At 70.6% G+C, this 15,824-nt stretch carries 15 protein-coding genes; 9 read left to right on the plus strand and 6 right to left on the minus strand.

Going from position 1 to position 15,824, the window contains the following annotated elements:
* Positions 1 to 64: 64 nt before the first annotated feature.
* The 6 genes from Amac_RS15070 (at position 65) to Amac_RS15100 (ending at position 6,892) form a co-directional block, all read left to right on the plus strand.
* Positions 65 to 892 carry an IclR family transcriptional regulator gene (locus Amac_RS15070; protein WP_170322491.1) on the plus strand — a complete coding sequence of 276 codons (828 nt, stop codon included), beginning with the start codon at positions 65 to 67 and terminating at the stop codon, positions 890 to 892.
* Positions 893 to 990: 98 nt separating this feature from the next.
* Positions 991 to 1,884, plus strand: a complete 894-nt coding sequence (locus Amac_RS15075) for a beta-keto acid cleavage family enzyme (RefSeq protein ID WP_155354996.1) — start codon at positions 991 to 993, stop codon at positions 1,882 to 1,884.
* Positions 1,885 to 1,886: 2 nt separating this feature from the next.
* On the plus strand, positions 1,887 to 2,885 hold the full coding sequence (locus tag Amac_RS15080) for a dihydroxyacetone kinase subunit DhaK (protein WP_246268355.1): 999 nt from the start codon (positions 1,887 to 1,889) through the stop codon (positions 2,883 to 2,885).
* 13 nt (positions 2,886 to 2,898) lie between these two features.
* On the plus strand, positions 2,899 to 4,437 hold the full coding sequence (dhaL, locus tag Amac_RS57695; RefSeq protein ID WP_218041084.1) for a dihydroxyacetone kinase subunit DhaL: 1,539 nt from the start codon (positions 2,899 to 2,901) through the stop codon (positions 4,435 to 4,437).
* A complete protein-coding gene (locus Amac_RS15095; protein WP_246268356.1) occupies positions 4,427 to 6,157 on the plus strand; it encodes an IlvD/Edd family dehydratase in 1,731 nt (576 codons plus the stop codon). The genes dhaL and Amac_RS15095 overlap by 11 nt, the downstream gene beginning before the upstream one ends.
* Before the next feature lie 9 nt (positions 6,158 to 6,166).
* A complete protein-coding gene (locus Amac_RS15100; protein ID WP_155354999.1) occupies positions 6,167 to 6,892 on the plus strand; it encodes an SDR family oxidoreductase in 726 nt (241 codons plus the stop codon).
* Positions 6,893 to 6,914: 22 nt separating this feature from the next.
* Here Amac_RS15100 and Amac_RS15105 read toward each other — a convergent pair whose 3' ends face one another.
* A complete protein-coding gene (locus tag Amac_RS15105; protein ID WP_155355000.1) occupies positions 6,915 to 7,709 on the minus strand; it encodes an IclR family transcriptional regulator in 795 nt (264 codons plus the stop codon).
* A gap of 228 nt (positions 7,710 to 7,937) precedes the next feature.
* On the opposite strand from Amac_RS15105, the gene Amac_RS15110 reads away from it, so the two are divergent.
* Positions 7,938 to 9,230: a TRAFAC clade GTPase domain-containing protein gene (locus tag Amac_RS15110; protein WP_155355001.1), complete on the plus strand. Its 1,293-nt coding sequence runs from the start codon at positions 7,938 to 7,940 to the stop codon at positions 9,228 to 9,230.
* 2 nt (positions 9,231 to 9,232) lie between these two features.
* Positions 9,233 to 9,943 carry a hypothetical protein gene (locus Amac_RS15115; RefSeq protein WP_155355002.1) on the plus strand — a complete coding sequence of 237 codons (711 nt, stop codon included), beginning with the start codon at positions 9,233 to 9,235 and terminating at the stop codon, positions 9,941 to 9,943.
* Here Amac_RS15115 and Amac_RS15120 read toward each other — a convergent pair.
* Genes Amac_RS15120 through Amac_RS15140 form a run of 5 tightly spaced genes read right to left on the minus strand, consistent with a single transcriptional unit; the run spans position 9,901 to position 14,591 of the window.
* The gene (locus Amac_RS15120; RefSeq protein WP_155355003.1) at positions 9,901 to 11,145 is read right to left on the minus strand and encodes an acyl-CoA dehydrogenase family protein; all 1,245 of its coding nucleotides are present in this window, start codon (positions 11,143 to 11,145) and stop codon (positions 9,901 to 9,903) included. The two genes, Amac_RS15115 and Amac_RS15120, sit on opposite strands and share 43 nt — an antisense overlap.
* 51 nt (positions 11,146 to 11,196) lie before the next feature.
* Positions 11,197 to 12,135, minus strand: a complete 939-nt coding sequence (locus Amac_RS15125) for an aldo/keto reductase (RefSeq protein ID WP_155355004.1) — start codon at positions 12,133 to 12,135, stop codon at positions 11,197 to 11,199.
* A gap of 11 nt (positions 12,136 to 12,146) precedes the next feature.
* Positions 12,147 to 12,809 carry a hypothetical protein gene (locus Amac_RS15130; protein WP_155355005.1) on the minus strand — a complete coding sequence of 221 codons (663 nt, stop codon included), beginning with the start codon at positions 12,807 to 12,809 and terminating at the stop codon, positions 12,147 to 12,149.
* Positions 12,810 to 12,813: 4 nt separating this feature from the next.
* Positions 12,814 to 13,872, minus strand: coding sequence for a DUF7405 family protein (locus tag Amac_RS15135; RefSeq protein ID WP_155355006.1), 1,059 nt, complete (start codon positions 13,870 to 13,872; stop codon positions 12,814 to 12,816).
* Positions 13,869 to 14,591 (minus strand): SDR family oxidoreductase, encoded by a 723-nt coding sequence (locus tag Amac_RS15140; RefSeq protein ID WP_155355007.1) that lies wholly within the window; start codon positions 14,589 to 14,591, stop codon positions 13,869 to 13,871. The genes Amac_RS15135 and Amac_RS15140 overlap by 4 nt, the downstream gene beginning before the upstream one ends.
* A gap of 122 nt (positions 14,592 to 14,713) precedes the next feature.
* Here Amac_RS15140 and Amac_RS15145 point away from each other — a divergent pair, with 122 nt between their 5' ends.
* Entirely contained in the window at positions 14,714 to 15,814 is a 1,101-nt protein-coding gene (locus Amac_RS15145; RefSeq protein WP_155355008.1) for an acyl-CoA dehydrogenase family protein, read from the plus strand.
* Positions 15,815 to 15,824 lie beyond the last annotated feature (10 nt).

Below are 15,824 nucleotides of genomic sequence, written 5' to 3' on the forward strand. Positions count from 1 at the left end.
ATTGCTCGCACTGATCCTGCGGTTTTTCTCCTGAATGTCAAGACCGGACATAGCATGTTCCGCTATGAGGAACGAATCTGAGGCGACGAGCCGGGAGGAACGCGGGCTCGGGTCGGTGGCCAACGCGCTTCGCCTGCTGGAGACCATGGCGCGGGTGCCCCAGGCCGGGGTGTCGGAACTGGCCAGGGCGCTGCACCTGTCGAAGGCGTCGATGGACCGCCTGCTGTCCACGTTCACCCGCGCGGGGTTCGCCGAGCAGGACCCGGCCACCCGAAAGTACCGGCTGACCGTCAAGATCGTCGCACTGGCCGAGAGCGTGCGATCGCGGATCGGCCTCGTGGAGATCGCCCGGCCGCACCTGACCGGGCTGGCCGAACAGGTCCACGAGGCCGTCAACCTCGGCGTCTACCTCGACGGGGGCATGGTGTATCTCGACAGCATCCCCTCCAGGCACACCTTCCAGATCGAGGCGCGGCCCGGAGTCATGCTGCCGGCCTACTGCACCGGCGCGGGCAAGGCCATCCTGGCCTTCAGCCGGCCCGAGGTGGTCGAGTCGTACCTGGCCGGGGTGGCCCCGGTCGCGCACACGCGGTTCACCCTCACCAGCGTCTCGCTCATCCGGGAGGAGCTGGAGTCCATCCGGCGGGCCGGTTTCGCCGAGGACAAAGGGGAACTGCTGGAGGAGGCGTGCTGCGCGGCCGCGCCGGTGCCCGGCCCCGACGGCTACGCGGTGGCGGCCCTGTCGGTCACCGCTCCCCGCTCCCGCTACTCCGTCAGGCGGGCCGAACTGATCTCGGCCGTCACCGCGGCGGCGGAGCGGGTCACCGCCGGTATCGCCGCCGCGGGCATCACCGCCCCGGGCCGTACGAACCCGGCGCCGCCGCTGTCGTGACGATGATTCCGCCCTGGCGTCCCGATGATCGGGACGACTCCATTGCCGCTTCGTGACCGGCCGATGAGGATGCGACAACCGCGCATCTGGAGGTCGTGATGAAGAAGCTGGTCATCGGGGTGCACCCGAACGAAGGCACCATGCGGGAGCCGAACCCGCATGTCCCGTGGACTCCGGAGGAGATCGCGGACGACACGGCCGCGGCCCGGGAGGCGGGGGCCGCCGTGGTGCACTTCCACGCCCGTACGGCCACCGGCGGCGTGGATCACACGCCGGAGACGTACGGCAAGATCATGGCCGCGATCCGGGACCGCTGCGACATCCTGCTCGCCCCCACCCTGGCCAACGCCCCCGAGCACACGCTCGCCCAGCGGCTGGCCAACGTGGTGGAGAACGCCGCCGACCCCCGGACGCGAACGGACTTCCTGGTGGCGGAGATGGGCTGCGCGGTGATGGACCTGTGGGATCCGCAGGCCCGCCGGTTCACCTCGGAGAACCGGCTGTTCCTCAACGACACCGCGACGCAGCGCAGCCTGCTGGCCAAGGCCGCCGAACTCGGGATGACACCGTGGCTGCCCACCTTCAACGTGAGCTGGACCCGCGCCCTCACCGCCCACCTGGACTCCGGAGCCGTCGCCGGGCGGGCGGTCGTGCACCTGATCCTCGGCGGTCCCGAGTTCCCCGCCGCCCATCCGGCCACCGTCGAGGGTCTCCGCGCCCACCTGGACTTCCTGCCCGCCGGCCACGAGTACGAATGGTTCGTCTCGGCCTACCGGGGGGACGTGCTCGCGGTCGCCGAGGAGGCCATCCGGCGCGGCGGGCACGTCTCCATCGGCGTCGGCGACCACCACTACGCCCACCTCGGCCTGCCGACCAACGCCGAACTGGTGCGGCGGGTGGCCGAGCTGTCCCGGCGGATCGGCCGCGAGGTGGCCACCCCGGCGGAGGCTCGGCGCCTGCTGTGCGGCGGCCACGACACGGCGGAATGCTGACGATGACCGACTACGCCGAGTCGCTCGTCACCTCGTCCCTGGCCAGTCTGCACCGGGCCAATCCGCACCTGGTCGTCTGCCACCCCGACCCCGCCTACGTGGTGCGCGCCCCTGCCGACGGCGCCCCCAAGGTCGCGCTCGTCTCCGGGGGCGGCTCCGGCCACGAGCCGCTGCACACCGGGTTCGTCGGCACCGGGATGCTCGACGCCGCCGTACCCGGAGCCATCTTCGCCAGCCCCACCGCGAGCCAGATCAGGGCGGCGATCCGGGCCGCGCACCGGGGCCGGGGGGCACTGCTGATCGTCAAGAACTACACCGGCGACGTGCTCAACTTCTCCATCGCCGCGGAACTGGCCGCCGCCGACGGCATCGAGACCCGTACCGTCCTCGTCGACGACGACCTGGCGACCGGCGAGCGCGCCGGCCAGGATCCGCACCACCCGGGACGGCGCGGCACCGCCGCCGTCATCGCGGTGGAGAAGATCTGCGGCGCGGCGGCCGAGGCCGGCGCCGGCCTCGACGAGCTGGCCGACCTGGGCCGGCGGGTCGTCGGATCGGCGCGCACCATGGCCCTGGCCCTGGCCGCCTGCACCCATCCCAGCCAGCTCCGCCCCGCCTTCGAACTGGGCGATGACGAGATCGAGTTCGGGGTCGGCATCCACGGCGAACGGGGCGTCGAGGTACGCCGCCGCACCGCGGTGCCCGACCTGGTGGCCTCGCTCGCCGAGCCGATCACCGAAGCGCTGGGGCTGGCCGAGGGGGACGCCGTGATCGCGATCGTGAACGGCCTGGGCGGCACGTACGGCCTGGAGCTGTCCCTGGTCCACGACGCGCTGGCCGCGTATCTCGACACCCGCGGCATCGGCATCGCCCGCACCCTGGTCGGCGACTACGTCACCGCGCTGGACATGCGCGGCTTCTCGATCACCCTGGTGCGCGCCGCCGAGGAGTTCGTCGACCTGTGGGACGCCCCCGTCCGGGCCCCGGCCCTGACCTGGTGAGAGGAACGCACCGATGGATGTTCTGCGAGCCGACGAGGCGCGGGCGTGGATCGAGGCGTTCCACGCCGCCGTCGAGCGGCACCACGACGAACTCACCGACCTCGACCGCCGCGCGGGCGACGGCGACTTCGGCGCCAACGTGCTGTCGGCGCTCCGGCGCGCCGCGGCCATCCTCCGCACCGCCCCCGCCGACACCGCGGCAGCGGTCTTCACCGCGGTGGCGGAAGGCTTCCTGAACACCGGCGGGACCAGCGGGCCGCTCTTCGGCATGTGGTTCCGGGAGTTCGCGCTCGCGTCCGCCCCGGACCTCGCCACCGCCGACCTGGCCCGGGCGGTCCAGAACGGTCTGCGTACGGTGCAACGGCTCGGGCATGCCGAGGTGGGGCACAAGACGATGGTCGACGCGATGGCGCCGGCGGCCGACGCGCTGCGGGTCGCGGCGGAGGCCGGGGAGCGACCCGCGGCCGCGCTGCGGCGGGCGGCGCGGGCCGCCCAGACCGGCGCCCGGTCCACCGAGGCGCTGCTGGCGCGGCGCGGACGGGCCAGCTATGTCGGCGCGCGCGCCGTCGGCGTGGTCGACCCCGGGGCGCGCACCGTCGCGCTGTTCTTCGAGTCCGCTCCTGTGGGGGGTTCGCCGCGGCCCGCGACCGCTCGCAAGGTGATCGTCACAGTCGCCCCGACCGGGGGTTTCCTCACCCCGGACACGCACCCGTACGTGCCGACCCAGCCGGAGGAGATCGCCGAGGAGGTGCACCGCTGTTTCGACGCCGGCGCCGCCATGGCCGCGCTCCACGCCCGCCGGCCCGACCACACCGCCACCTGCGACCCAGCCGTCTACCGGCGGATCAACGGGCTGATCAGGGAACGCTGCGACATCGTGCTGAACAACTCCACCGGTGGCGGGGCCAGCGGCGACATGGTGCGCCGCACCGCCGACGGCACCCTCGTCGTCGACTGGGACCAGCGGTTACGCGGACTCGACGGCGGCGCGGAGACCTGCACCCTGGACGGCTTCACGGCGTACGCGACCGCGCCGGCCGGCGAACTGCTCATGGACACCCCGCCCTCCAAGGTCCGGCAGCTGGCGCTGTCGATGCGGGAGAAGGGCGTCAAACCCGAGTGGGAGGTCTTCAACCCCGCACACCTCGTCCAGGAGGTGGCCGAACTGACCGCCGCGGGATATGACAGCACGCCGTACCTGGTGAACCTGGTGCTCGGCATGCACGGAACGTTCCAGAACGCCATGCCGTACACGCCGCGCATCCTCCAGCACCTGGTGGACCTGCTGCCCGCCGGCGCGGTCTTCACCGCGACCGTCTGCGGGGCCGAGCAGATCCGCGGTCTCACCCACGCCCTCCTCCTCGGCGGGCACGTCCGGGTCGGCATCGAGGACAACCCGTTCACCCCCGCAGGGGAGCCCCACCGCAACGCGGAGCAGGTGGAGCACATCGTGCGCGTCATCCACGAACTGGGCATGGAACCGGCGACCCCGGCCGAGGCGCGCGAGATCCTCGGCCTTCCCCCGCGACAGGAGGCTGACTGTGCCGTCTGACCGGCCCCGGCTGCGCTCCCAGGACTGGTTCGGCGCGGACGGCATCGCCGGCTTCGCGCACCGGTCGTGGCTGAAGAACCAGGGACTGCCCGATCGGGTCTTCGACGGGCGCCCGGTCATCGGCATCTGCAACACCTTCTCGGAGCTGACACCCTGCAACGCGCACTTCCGCGAGCTCGCCGAGCACGTCAAACGGGGAGTGCTCGAAGCCGGCGGCCTGCCCCTGGAGTTCCCCGTGACCTCGCTCGGCGAGACGGTGATGCGGCCCACCACCATGCTGCTGCGGAACCTGGCCAGCATGGACGTGGAGGAGTCGATCCGGGCCAACCCGATCGACGGGGTGGTGCTCCTGTGCGGCTGCGACAAGACCACCCCGGCGCTGCTGATGGGGGCGGCCAGCTGCGACCTGCCGACCATCGTCGTCTCCGGCGGCCCGATGCTGACCGGGCGGTACCGTGGCCGGCCCATCGGCTCGGGCACGTCGGTGTTCGCCATGAACGAGGAGGTGCGGGCGGGCCGCATGAGCCAGGCCGAGTTCCGCGCGGCCGAAGCCTGCGCCTCGCGGTCGGCCGGGCACTGCAACACCATGGGCACCGCCTCGACCATGGCGAGCGTCGTGGAGGCGCTCGGCCTGGGGCTGCCGGGAAACGCCGACATCCCCGCCGTGGACGCGCGCCGCCGGGTCCTGGCCCGGGACGCCGGGCGCCGCGCCGTCGGCCTGGTCCACGAGAACGTACCGATGTCGGCGATCCTGACCAGGGCCGCGTTCGAGAACGCGATCCGGGTGGTCGCCGCGATCGGCGGATCGACCAATGCCGTGATCCACCTGCTCGCGCTGGCCGGCCGGATCGAAGCCGGGCTGATATTGGACGACTTCGACAAAGTCGCCCGAGGGGTCCCCCTCCTAGTCGATCTCATGCCGTCGGGCCGTCACCTGATGGAGGACTTCTTCGCGGCCGGCGGTCTCCAGGCCGTCCTGAGCGAGCTGGGTGACCTGCTGCACCGCGAGGCTCGTACGGTCACCGGGCGGACCATCGGCGAAGAGGCGGCCGACGCGCAGGTCTGGGACCGGGAGGTGATCAGATCGGTGGCCGACCCGCTCGCGCCGGAGGCGGGAATCGCCGTGCTGCGCGGCAACCTGGCGCCGGACGGCGCGGTGATCAAGCCGTCGGCGGCCAGCCCGCACCTGCTGCGCCACCGGGGCCGCGCGCTCACGTTCACCGGTGTGGAGGACCTGCGGTCCCGCATCGACGATCCGGCGCTGGCGGTCGACGAGGACACGGTGCTGGTCCTGACCGGCGCGGGGCCGCGCGGGTACCCCGGGATGCCGGAGGTGGGCAACCTTCCCCTGCCGAGCGCCCTGCTCCGCCGCGGCGTCCGGGACCTGGTACGGATCTCCGACGCCCGGATGAGCGGCACCGCGTACGGCACCGTCGTCCTGCACGTGTCACCGGAAGCGGCGGCCGGTGGACCACTGGCCCTGGTCCGGGACGGCGACATGATCGAACTCGACGTCGAGCACCGCCGGCTGCATCTCGACCTCCCCGCGGCGGAACTCACCCGTCGCCGACGGCAGTGGCGGCCCCCCGCCGCGCCGCAGGGGGGCGGCTATCGGAGACTGTACGTCGACCACGTGCTCCAGGCCGACCGGGGAGCCGACTTCGACTTCCTGGTCGGGCGACGCGGGGTTCAGGTGACGGGCGACAACCACCTTGGGTAGGGAGAGACGATGACGGGTGTCGCGGTGGTGACCGGTGCGGGTTCCGGGATCGGCAGGGTGGTGAGCAGAGCGCTCCTGGAAGCCGGGTACCTGGTGGCGCTCGCCGGCCGGCGGGCGGAACCGCTCCGCGAGAGCGCCGGAGACCACCCCGGCGCCCTGGTCGTGCCCGCGGACGTGGCCGACCCGGACTCGGTGGCCGCGCTCTTCGATCGGGTACGGGACCACTGGGGCCGGCTGGACCTGCTGTTCAACAACGCCGGCACCTTCGGTCCGCGCGGCGCCGTCGACGAGATCTCGGCGGCCGACTGGCGCCGTGTCGTGGACACGAACCTGACGGGCGCGTTCCTGTGCGCCCAGCACGCGTTCGCCATCATGAAAGAGCAGCTGCCCCAGGGCGGGCGCATCATCAACAACGGCTCCGTCTCCGCGCACACCCCTCGCCCCCGCAGCGTGGCGTACACCGCCACCAAGCACGCGCTCACCGGCCTGACGAAATCGATCGCGCTCGACGGCCGGCCGTACCGGATCGCCTGCGGACAGATCGACATCGGCAACGCGGCCACCGAGATGACCGTCGACCTGGCCCGGCCGGACCACGGGCCTGCGCCGGAACCGACGTTCGACCCGGCACACGTCGCGGACGCGGTGCTCCTGATGGCGAATCTTCCCCTGGACGCGAACGTGCTGTTCCTGACCATCACCGCGACGGCTATGCCATTCGTCGGCCGGGGCTGAGGGCACCTGACCGCGAGGCCGTTCATCGGCCGAGGCCCAGCACCGGACGCACCACCGACGCGCCGCGGGCGAGGTCGCGGGAGATCCCCAGGGCGCCCGCACGCACCGCCGTGTCCACCCGCGACAGGCTGATCCGGCCGACCGGACCCGAGATCGCCAGCGCGCCGAGCACCGCGCCGTCACCGTCCCGCACCGGTGCGGCCGCCCCCACCACCCCCGCGATGGACTCCTGCCGGTCGAACGCCACCCCGGAACGGCGGATCTGCGCCAACTCGGCGAGCAGCGCCGGCGGATCGGTGAGGGTGCGATCGGTCAGCCGGGGCAACACCCCGCCGAGGACTCCCCGGACCTTGTCCGCCGGGGAGAAGGCGAGCATGACCTTGCCCGCGCAACTGGCATGAGCGGGCCACCGGCCTCCGACGCGCTGCGGCAGCCGACGTCCGCGGTCGCCCCGGAATATCTCCACGTAGACGACCTCGATCTCCTCCAGCACCGCCAGCGCCACGTTGTGCCCGGTCGCGTCGTGCAGGTTCACCATATGCGGCCGCGCCGCCTCCACCAGGCCATTCGCCCGGGGCGCCGTCTGCCCGAGCTCGAACAGCAGCAGCCCGATCCGAAAGGCACTGCCCGCCTGCTCCAGCAAGCCCACCCGCACCAGCTCATGCACCGTCCGGTGCACCGTGGACTTGGGCAACCCGGTCCGCCGGGTCAGCTCCGCGATGCCGAGCGCGCCGTCCCCTTTCCGGAACTCCTTCAGCAGAACGGCCGCACGCCCGATCGCGCTGACCTCACCATCGTTCCGATGAGCGGGACTCACCCCTGCATGGTACGCATCACCGAGGGGGATGAGGTCTCGCCCGCCCGCGAGCAGACGCCAGCCTCCTGAAAGGGCAGGGATAACCCCAGGTTCCGCACCGAGCGGGCACGGATGTGTCCGGCGTGGATACAGCGCATTCTCATAGCGCACGCAAATCCCGCCAATCGACACCGGAGGAGACATGGAACGCCCGGTGCACCACCACATGAACCGCGCGAGGTGACCGTCATGGAGATCGCCATCGTGATCACCCTGGCCGCGGGCGTCGTCAAGGGACTGGCCTGGCTCCGGCAGCGTCTTCGCAGGCGCAGAACGGAAGGCGGCGTCCCGCTCGGGCAGGCCAGTATCGACTCCGCCGTCCCGACCTTCCGGATCGTGTCCCTCGGACTGCAGGGCGCCGGCAAGACGCTGCTGCTGGCCAGCATGTTCCACGAACTTCAGGCGCCGACGCGGCAGAGCTACTACCTGTCCGCCGCGCCGGCCGACGTGGCCAAGCTCACCGAGTGGTTCGCCACCATGGCCGACACCACCGACCCCGGGGGCTGGCCGGCCGGGACCACGCTGAGCGAGACCCGGCGCTTCGCCTTCACCGTCAAGACCAGGACCGCGGACTCCGTGCACGACATCCTGCGCCTGGACTACCTGGAGTACGCCGGCGAACTGCTCACCCGTACCGACCCGGCCGGAGCCGAACGGCAGGCGGAACTGTTCGCCCAGGTCCAGTCGGCCGACGCCGTGCTCGGCATCCTGGACGGCCAGCGGATCCGCCAGCACCTGGACGGTGAGGCACGCGGCTGGGCCGAACTGGACCGGACCCTCAACATCCTCATCCCGCACATGATGAACATCACCTGCCCGATCAGCTTCGTCCTCACCAAATGGGACCTGCTGGCCGACCTGCACGAGGACGAGGACACCCGGCTGGCCCGCGTCCGTGACCTGCTGATGGCCAACGATCACTTCCGGGCCCTGGTGAACACGCACGGCACGCAGCGCGTGGTCCGGCTCATCCCGGTGAGCGCGGTCGGCCGGGGATTCGCCACCATCGACCAGCACGGCCACGTGGTCAAGGTCCCGAGCGCCCAGGCGCAGCCGACCTACGCCGACGTGCCCCTGTCCGCCGTGGTTCCCGACGTCTTCGACCAGGCCGAGATGCGCCTGCACGAGGAGTTCACCGCCGACCTGGACGAGGAGATCCGCCAGTGGACCCGGCGGACGCCGCTGGAGCGGCTCTCCTCGGCGGCCACGCTGGCCGGGCAGTCGGCCGGGCGGGCGCTCCTGCAGTACATCGGCACGCCCGCTGTCACCGTGATGGGCGACGTGATGATGGGCATGTTCCTGGACTCCCGCCGCCGCCGAGCCGACACCGAGGAGGCCCAGGTCGACCGGCAGGTGAACCAGGCCGAACGGCGGGTCCAGGAGTTCCTGCACGCCCGCCGACGGGTGCTCCGCGACATGCGCGGCAAGCCTGACCAGCTCGAAGGCCGGCTTCCCAGTTCCCGTCTCACGGCTGGACTGTGATCATGGCCACCGTGACCGCGCAGGCGTGGCCCTTCCTCGTCGCTCGGGGGCGGCGCGCCGGTTACCGCACCCTGCTGATGCCCCAGCCGTTCCTCGCCGAAGGCGATGCCGCCCTGCTGGAGAACAATGTCCAGCCCAGCGGCGTACCTGACCGGCCGGAGGTCCTCAACCTCACCACCCGCATGGGCAGGGCGATCAGCGTGGTCCACGCGACCCATCGCCTGACCGCGGCCGACCTGGGCCAGGCCGATGATCCCAAGGACGAACACGGCCGCCCCCTGCACCTGCTGTACGGCTACGTCCGCCCGCGCGGCACCCGCGTCGAGCCTGACCCGGCGGATCTGCGTACGGCCCGGGCCACCGCCCTTGAGGTGTACCGCCGGTTCCTCGACGACGAGGCGAACTTCACCACCGGCGCGGGTCAGCCCTTCCCCCTGCGAACCAGCCTCAGGACGCCCGCAGAAAGCAGGCCCGCGCCCGGCGCCGCCCCACGCTGGCGGCCGTCCCTCCGCGTCGTCCTCGCCGCGACGCTGGCACTCCTGTGCATCGTGTTCTTGCTGTTCACGCTGACGATCCTGGGTGACACGCCGACGCCGCCCAAGCCCGAATGTGTGATCGAGGCCGGCACCACCGACTGCCCGACGCCCACCCCGACCGGGAGTTCCACAGCTCAGAAGAGGATGGTCGGCGGCACCTCGTCGGCCAGGAAGTAACCTCCCGCGACTCCTGCCTTCCAGTCGCGGGAGTTGTGGTTCGCGACAGTGCGGGCATTGCGCCAGTGCCGGTCGAAGCCCAGCGTTCTGCTGGTGATGGAGCCTCCGGCGACGTCGAAGATCAGCTCACTGGCTCGGAGGGCGGACTCGATCGCTATGACGCCGGCCTGGGCAATGAGAACCGAGGACTCCGCGCCCGCGGTGTAGGCCGCTGTCCCGGCAAGGCGCCACGACGCCTCCCAGTTCTCCGCGGCCAGCAGGACGACCGAGCGGGCCGCGAACGCGCGCGCCCCGATCTCACCGACCGTGTGGCGGACGTAGAGATCGTCGATGCTCTTGTCCGCAGTGCTGTGCCTGATCGGACGAGCCTTCTCGCGGACGTACCAGACCGCGTCATCGAACACCCGTGCGGCGATACCGGCCTCCACGGCTGTCAAGTAGAGCTGTGCGCCGGAACCGTCCCGCCAGGGGTTGTCCTGAGCTGTCGTGTCGGCCCTGGTGACTTCTTCCTCGTAGACGCGGACGTTCGTGAGCCGGGTGGTGCCGCTTGCCGTGAGCTGTTGCCCGATGCCGTCGAAGTCGTCGATTCGTGCCACGCCCTCCCGGTCGGCGGGGACGCAGAAGCGCACGACATTGCCGTCGTCGTCCTTGGCGGTTCCACCGAACCACGTCGCGTACAGCGCACCGGTGGAGTAGTACTTCTCGCCGTTGAGGAGGTACTCGTCCCCGTCTCGTCGCAGCGTGGCGTTGATCGTGCCGGTCGGTCCTCCGGTGCGTTCGTTGTTGGTTCCGGAGAAGAGGTGGCCGGCGCGAATCCGCGCCACCAGTTCGGCTCGACCCGGGAAGTCGGTCCTGGCTGACAGCCGGCTGGTAGCCAGGAAGCTGCCCCGGAGAGCCTGCGCCAGGCTGGAGTCGGCGCGCGCGAGGTCGATGACGAAGTCGAAGAGGTCGCGTTGCGACCCGCCTGCTCCGCCGTCGGCTGCGGGAACCGCGAGGAGGAGGATGCCGGTGTCGATGAGCTGCCGTACCTCGTCGAACGCGAAGTCGTGACTCTCCTCACGCTCGCGGGCAGTCGCGCCGAGCCGGGCCAGAACGGGAGCGGCGGCGGCGCGGAGGTGGCTGACAGTCGGCACTCCGGTCAGTCTCGATTCGGCTGGGTGCGATCCATTGACGGCGACGGGGTCCACGGACTCGGTGGTCATCGGCTTCCTTCTGCGGATTTAGAACAGTTTCTCTATCGACCGTGCCGGGGACTACTTCCCGGCAATGAATCCCGCCGCGGCAATCCGTTTCCAGGCCTCCGCCTGGGTGTCCTGCGGCAGCGGCCCACGCCGCACAGCTCTCGCGTTCGAACGGATGTGGTCGGGACTCGCGGATCCTGCGATCACCGAGCTGATGTGGGTATTCCCCAGCAGGAGTCGCAGCAGGAAGCCCGGGACGGTGTCCCCGTCGAGCAGATCCTCGAGAGGGACCGAAGAGGGATCGACGTCGACTCCAGCGGCCGTCGGCTTGGGTCGGCTCAACCCCTGAGCCACCCCACCACGAACGATCACTCCCGCGGAACGCTCCCCGGCGACGCCGAGGTACGGCTCGAGCTCCCGCTCGAACGGAGAATACGGAATCTGGTAGGCCTGGAACTCCTTGATCGTGAGATGCGCGGGAAAGTGCGGAAGTACCGACGAGATACCGATGGCCCGGACCATTCCTTCATCTCGCAAGCGGATCAGTGCGTCCAACGTCCCCTGCGACTCGAGGATGTCCGGCGCAGGGCTGGCATGAAGCTGGAGGAGATCCAGGTGATCGGTCCTCAACCGGGTCAGACTCTGCTCTACTCCCCGGCGGATGTGCTCGGGGCTGAAGTCGTGAGGGAGGATCCCCGGCGGGGCGGTCGGCTGGTGCTCCAGCGGGCATCCCGCCTTCGTGGCCAGAAGGAACTCATCCCGCCGGCCCGAGATCGCCGCCCCGATGATCTCCTCAGAGAGCCCGTAGTCGATGGAGGTGTCGATGAAGGTGATCCCTTCATCCAGCACAGTATTGAGTACTTCATGGGCGATCTCCCGGGCCAGCGGACGGGGGCGCCGGTGCACGTCGGCGCCGCCACGCAACTCCATCGCGCCATAACCGAGAAAGGTGACCGACGGTCCTCCCGCCCAAAGGGGGCGCAGCGTCGGCGCGTCACTCGATGCGTTCACAGGTTCCTCCGTCAGGACTCGGCACTGCGCGGATCACGGTCGAGCCGGATCAGGTCATCAGCATGGAAGGTCACTCCGGCCAGTGTGACCACCCAGGCGTGGCCGGCCTCGACATCGCCATCGGCCGGCTTCCAGCTGACGCCCTGGCGGTGAGTCGGGATCGCGATCAGCCCGCCAATGCTGGGCTTCCAAGCAAGAACGGTGTTGTAGAGACCGGGGAAGTGGTCGACCCCCACCTCGCCGCGGGCACGCCGCAGCGGCTGCTCCGGGCTGGGAGCCGCACCGTCGCCCCAGCTCCACGCTCGCACGTCAGCAGCGAAGGTCACCAGATCGCCACGACCTATGTCCCCGAGCACGGCGTTTCGGGCACGACCTGGCTCGAGGGCCGACAGGACTTCTACCGCCGTGACGTGCCAGCGGAGCACGTCGGCGAGTTCGGCGTCAAGGGCTGCCAAAGAAGCCAGCAGTTGCCTGCCGGCCTCGGGCGACCCGATCGCCGCCGCTCCGGCACGAACCGTCACCAGATGGTCGAGCGCCTCACGAAGCCGCGCTATCTGCGGTCCGTCGGGCGTGGTCCCGACAGCCAGAGATGGGTCGTCGAGGATCTCGCGTAATGCCACGACCGACTTCTCGTCGAGGGCGACGGTGGACGCGACGTCCGGGATACCGGTCATGATCTCAATTCCGGTGGTGCGGGTAGGCGCGCAGTGCGCGGGGTGGAATCCCGACCGTTGCGCGATGCGTGACATCGAAGAATGCGTTGATGCCGTTGCGCCGGCGGGCCCCGACCGAGTGGTGATACCCGGTGCCGTCCGCGGCGTTCATGGTCGCGCGCGTGTTGTTGAAGTCGCGGAGCTCGCGCTGCAACGAGACGAAGTGCGTGCCCGGCTTGCCGTCGTCGACCGTGGCGAAGTCACGGCGATTGATCACCGGCACGTTGTCGACCCTCGCCCGGGCGGCCGCCTGCGCGTGGCCCACGATCCCGTGCTCGCGAACCGTCTGCTCGTACGACTCGTAGTCGCTCGGAGCGTCGTCGGAGAACCTCTCCGCCTCCGCCGCCGTGACGGTCGGCGCATAGAGGAGCGCGGCTTGCTCGTCACGAGCCTTGGCGTGCCATCGGTCGACGTCGAGTTCGATCCGGCTGACGTGTTGAGTAGTGCCTCCCGCCAGGGGGCCAGACAAGATCGTGATCGACTCCTCGGTGGCCTGATTGCCACGAAGCACAGAATGGAAGCCGAGCAGGAGGGGCGCTGACTTCGGCACGTCGAGATGCGGCAGCGCCTCGCTCGCGAGCCCCGCGCCGACGAAGCCGGTGCGGACCTCGCGGACCTTCAGGTGCTCGCCCACGCCCGCACTCCCGAAGAGGGCGTCGCCGACCGACTCGATCACGTCCTGGTGATCGCTGGCGAGGTGGAAGATCGCGTGGGGCGTCTCGAGGACAGGATCCTCCCACCGTGACATCTTGGACGGGACGGTGATCAGGCCGACGTGCGGCGTGTGCTCGTCCCACCAGGTCGGGCCCCAGCCGAGGGTGGTCAGCAGACCGTCCGGACCGTAGGCGTAGCGCTCCTCGAGCTCGGCCAACCGCGACTCCAGCAGTCGCGCGGCGTCCTCGTCGGGGCTCTCGACCAGATCGACGAGGACCAGGCGGTGATAGCGAGGCGGCACCGGACGCCCGAGTTCGTCGTGCCCGAACGTCGCCTCCCACTCGTGCTGACCCGCGGGCGGGTTGCTCATCCCGCCACCAGCTCTCGGACGAACTGCGCCTCGAAGTCGGGCACGAGCGTCGCGAATTGGCCGGCGATGTCACCGCGCTCCGCGCCGGGGATGCTGAGGTTGTAGACCGCGGCGGTGCGCCCGGTCGACACCTCGGGACTTTCGATGGCGGCCAGCGCGGCACGGGCCAGCGACTCGGTACTGACGAGCCCGTCGGCGTACTGGTCCTGGGTCAGCCGGATCTGGTACGACGGATCGTGGATCGCGGAGAGCCACGTGGCCCGAAGGATGGTCCAGGGGTTGCGCCCGGCGCGGAGGTGCGCCTCCAGTGCGCGGAGCGCGAGTGCGTGAACCCTGTGGTTGCGGTGGTTGACGCCGTGGCCGGTGAGGAAGTGCGACAGCAACACGACATGAACGTCGGGCCGGTCGGCGCTGAGCCGGTCCAGCACCCGGTGGCCGATCGTGCGCCCAGCCGTGGGTCCGTCCTCGGGCTGCGCCATCACTCCCCCGCCACCGTTCAGCGACGGAGAGAGGATCAGCGCATTCGCCTCGGCAAGGAGCCGGTCCAGCTCGGCCTCGGTCACACCGCCGTCGGCGGGACGGGTGTAGCGGTGACCGCGCTCGTGCGCCAGCCGCTCGGCGATCTCGCGCGCACCCCAGCCGCCGGCACGGCTGACCAGGTGGAACTCGGTAGTGGTGGCTTCGGCGTACACCGGGCCCAGTTCGACGATGTTGACCACTGATACCAACTTTCTCGCAGGTTGGTCCATCGTCGAGTAGCATATCTACTAATTTCCTACTTGAATACCATAGATTGTCATGAATCGGTGAGATTCGCTCGATCATCCGGAAGGGACGGTCCATGTCCAGGACCAGCGTCGACGTAGTCATCACCGCCGAGCAAGTGGCGGTGGCTGGCCCGACTGAGCACCCGGCCTACCGGGAGTTCGCCCAGCTCGTCGACGAAGTCATCGCGCCACGGGCGGTTGAGGTCGACGGCACCGAGGTGCCTCGCTCCCACATCGAGGCGCTGCGCGAGGTGGGCTACTTCTCCTGGACAGTCCCGCGGGAGTACGGCGGCGCACCCATCCCGCCAGCGGTCAAGAGTGCCGTCGACGACCTGCTGTTCGGCGCGGACCCCTCGACAGCGCTCGCGGTGGTCCATCACGGTAGCCCGGTCACGCAAGCGCTCAGCGCCAGGACTCCCCCGGCCATGGCCCTGCTGCCGAAGCTCGCCACGGGCGAGCGGATCGGTGGCGCCGGCATGTCTCAGATCCGCGCCTGGCCGAAGCGGCCCAGCCTCATGGCCACCAGGGCGCCCGGTGGCTATCGCTTTGACGGCGCGGTGCGGTGGATCTCCGGCTGGGGCCTGGTCGACACCGCCTGGATCGGCGCGATCGACGAGCAGAACTCGACGTACGTCTTCGGCATCGCGGACCTGACCCGGCCCGGGATAACCGCCACTCGACTGCGATTGGCCGCCGTACAAGGCTCGCGCACCGCGTCGCTCAAGCTGGACCGCTACTTCGTCCCCGACGAGTTCGTCACTCAAGTGGTGGACATCGCCGAGTGGAACAGGACAGACGGGCAGGTGTGGCCGAACGCGCGCCAGGCACAGGCGCCCGCTGCCCAGGTGCCTGAGCTACCGACGGCCGGTCCGGTCGGACTGGGCCGGGCCGCGCTGGCCGACGCGCTCGCGGCATACCCCGGCCAGCCGTCGCTCCTGCGGCTCTCCGAGGAGCTCGAGCGAGCCGCCGTCACGCCCATCACCGAGCCGCACTGGCGTGTCCAGCTCGATGCGCTTGCCGTGCGCGCCACGGCGGCCGGCCTCATCGCCAGCGGAGGGGAAGGGCTGCTCACCGACAACATCGCCCAGGTCCGCGCCCGCGCGGCGCTGTTCCTCCAGGTCCGTGCCCTCTCCGAGCGCGTCCGCCCCGCTCGCCTTGAGCAGTTCGCCAACTGAGGTCGATCAC

The organism is Acrocarpospora macrocephala (assembly GCF_009687865.1).
GTDB classification, from domain to species: Bacteria; Actinomycetota; Actinomycetes; order Streptosporangiales; family Streptosporangiaceae; genus Acrocarpospora; species Acrocarpospora macrocephala.

Excerpts from the sequence above, each read along its gene's own strand:
- Amac_RS15110 (WP_155355001.1), top strand. The coding sequence starts at position 7,938 with ATGGAGATCGCCATCGTGATCACCCTGGCCGCGGGCGTCGTCAAGGGA.
- Amac_RS15070 (WP_170322491.1), top strand. The coding sequence starts at position 65 with ATGAGGAACGAATCTGAGGCGACGAGCCGGGAGGAACGCGGGCTCGGG.
- Amac_RS15080 (WP_246268355.1), top strand. The coding sequence starts at position 1,887 with ATGACCGACTACGCCGAGTCGCTCGTCACCTCGTCCCTGGCCAGTCTG.
- Amac_RS15135 (WP_155355006.1), bottom strand. The coding sequence starts at position 13,872 with ATGAGCAACCCGCCCGCGGGTCAGCACGAGTGGGAGGCGACGTTCGGG.
- Amac_RS15115 (WP_155355002.1), top strand. The coding sequence starts at position 9,233 with ATGGCCACCGTGACCGCGCAGGCGTGGCCCTTCCTCGTCGCTCGGGGG.
- Amac_RS15100 (WP_155354999.1), top strand. The coding sequence starts at position 6,167 with ATGACGGGTGTCGCGGTGGTGACCGGTGCGGGTTCCGGGATCGGCAGG.
- Amac_RS15075 (WP_155354996.1), top strand. The coding sequence starts at position 991 with ATGAAGAAGCTGGTCATCGGGGTGCACCCGAACGAAGGCACCATGCGG.
- Amac_RS15145 (WP_155355008.1), top strand. The coding sequence starts at position 14,714 with ATGTCCAGGACCAGCGTCGACGTAGTCATCACCGCCGAGCAAGTGGCG.
- Amac_RS15120 (WP_155355003.1), bottom strand. The coding sequence starts at position 11,145 with ATGACCACCGAGTCCGTGGACCCCGTCGCCGTCAATGGATCGCACCCA.
- Amac_RS15130 (WP_155355005.1), bottom strand. The coding sequence starts at position 12,809 with ATGACCGGTATCCCGGACGTCGCGTCCACCGTCGCCCTCGACGAGAAG.
- dhaL (WP_218041084.1), top strand. The coding sequence starts at position 2,899 with ATGGATGTTCTGCGAGCCGACGAGGCGCGGGCGTGGATCGAGGCGTTC.